The 2,121-nt window shown below is 39.7% G+C and carries 3 protein-coding genes; 2 read left to right on the top strand and 1 reads right to left on the bottom strand.

All coding sequences use genetic code 11. The features are described from left to right. Window positions 1-159 precede the first annotated feature (159 nt). Entirely contained in the window at window positions 160-321 is a 162-nt protein-coding gene (locus A7967_RS23080) for a hypothetical protein (protein WP_157601522.1), read from the bottom strand. Window positions 322-854: 533 nt separating this feature from the next. Between A7967_RS23080 and A7967_RS21980 the strand changes: the two genes are divergently transcribed. Next, window positions 855-1,688 carry an acyl-CoA thioester hydrolase/BAAT C-terminal domain-containing protein gene (locus tag A7967_RS21980; protein WP_054206944.1) on the top strand — a complete coding sequence of 278 codons (834 nt, stop codon included), beginning with the start codon at window positions 855-857 and terminating at the stop codon, window positions 1,686-1,688. Between the two features lie 219 nt (window positions 1,689-1,907). Further along, window positions 1,908-2,121 (top strand): transposase (locus tag A7967_RS21975; protein ID WP_501193731.1); only part of this gene is annotated, 214 nt, incomplete at its 3' end.

The following is a 2,121-nucleotide window of genomic DNA, read 5'->3' as shown; positions in this document are numbered from 1 at the left end:
GTTAAGATGTTCAGGCCTTCACCGTGTCCCCTCCATTACGATGGGCGTTTGGCTACTCGGCAACTGCTCCTGCGTTGCTCTACCTTCTGCATCCATGCAGTCGTATGCCATCTGCTGACTTCTGATAGATCACTCTAGCGATTACTCGATAAAGCGCGTCTAAACTAACGCTTGTTTACTGCTATTTCGCTCGCTGTAGGTCGCAGCAACCAAAGCGCCAAGGGTTGAACAACCAGTCCCTAACTGGTAATCTCCAAGCGTTAGCGCGGATGCGTGTTTATCAGATCTCCCCCCCTTTTTACCAATGAAGAACAGGTGCATCGACTTTCTCTGCACAACTGCATCATTTACGGTGGCCGTTAGATCACATGACTTCGCTATCTTGTGCTAGCTCATCTCCAGCCTACGCCTCATATGATGTTTTTGTTCATCAGCTCGCACATATTTTTATAAAGAATGCTAGCGGCTTCCTCCAGACTATCTCTCGCGATTTAGCCCTTGCCATTTGCGAGTGTCTATCGTTTAATAACAGTGTGTTATTTAAACGGTGATCTTCCTACAGAGGACTTTCACCTCATAAGTCAATGCCCATGTCGGGCGTACACAAGTTGCTTAAACGGAAAAATAACAGTTGGCCATCGCTTCGCGATTATAGCCAACCATTATTTTCCGCTTAGCAAGGCGTTGTGGCTGTAGAATTACTCTTTTTTAAGAAAAACAGCCAGTTTTGTGGGTTCCAAATGCATTACCTAATGCTTTAAAAACGCTTAGAGTTAATTACAGGAGCTCGTTTTTTAATTGAATTTGGCTGTTAGAGTTATTCTACAGTCTCGTTAGCACTACAAGGAGATAGCGTGCATAAATCCATACCATTTTTACTTCTAATTATTTCATTAGCTTCTTTTTCACTAAAAGCTGAAAATTATGATTACGAGGTAAATAAAGTCGAATATAAAAACTTAGTTGCTAACTTATATTTACCAAAAACTGATAATAAACTTCCTGTAGTAATTGCCTTTGGTGGCTTTGAGGGCGGATTAGATACTGGAAATGCTAATGGTGAAATGATCGCACCTCACGGTGTTGCTGTATTAGGACTAGCTTATTTTAAAGAAAAAGGTATTTCTCAAACGCTAGATCAAATACCAATGGAGTATTTCATTGATGCAATTAACTATTTGGAAACTCACCCTTTAATAGACTCATCTAGAATTGGTGTAGTTGGTGGCTCTAGAGGTTCAGAGGCTGCATTTTTATTAGCAAGTATGGATTCCCGTATAAAATCTATAGTTGTTACAACTCCAAGTAAGGTTGCTTGGTATGGCCTAACAATACCGAAGTCAGCTTGGACAATTGAAGGTCAAGACATTCCAGCTTTAGGCCTAGAGTTGGATTCAAATGCTAAGTTAATCGACAGGTTTACTGTTGCATTAGAAAATAAAACTAACGTCAATAAATCCTTATTTAAATTTGAAAATATTAATGGCCCAATACTTCTAATTTCAGCAGAAAGTGATCAAGTTTGGCCGTCTTTTCAAATGTCTAAAGACATAGAGGTTTATTTAAAAAATAAGCAGTTTAAGCATAAAGTAGTACATAACTCTTATAAAACAGGCCACGGTTTCAGCCAAGAGACAGCCCCTGAAATTAAAAAATCGATAATTCATCACTTTGTGAGTACATTGTAGTGCTAACAAGGCGCTAAAGAACGGACAAAAAACAGTTGGCTTTTTGCTCGTTCCTCGCTTATTTTAGCCAACAACTTTTTGCCGCTTAGCGCGGCGTTGAGGTTGTAGAATTACTCTTTTTAGGAACTGGTTCTGCACATTTGACTTGATTGCTTTTTAACCTTGAATCCACTGGGTTACTGTGATCTAATAGATATTATTCACCCACGGTAAACTGTTATGGCCAACTACAAGCCTGACTTATCCTGCCAAAATAAATTCATTCCTATCAATTTTTCTGAGCAAATTTTGCCGGGTACATTTGAATATGCGCTTTGTTATATTGTCGAAAATAAACTCGACTTGTCGGGCTTTGACGCGTGGTATAACAACGACAAAACAGGCGCGGCAGCGTATCCGCCCACGGTGATGTTAAAGATTATTTTACTCGGTT

The sequence above is a fragment of the Pseudoalteromonas neustonica genome, assembly GCF_001653135.1.
GTDB classification, from domain to species: Bacteria; Pseudomonadota; Gammaproteobacteria; order Enterobacterales; family Alteromonadaceae; genus Pseudoalteromonas; species Pseudoalteromonas neustonica.
This window is presented reverse-complemented; position numbering and strand designations above follow the sequence as displayed.

What these genes read in the sequence shown, in the direction of transcription:
- A7967_RS23080 (WP_157601522.1), bottom strand. Translation starts at nt 321, where the DNA reads ATGCACCTGTTCTTCATTGGTAAAAAGGGGGGGAGATCTGATAAACAC.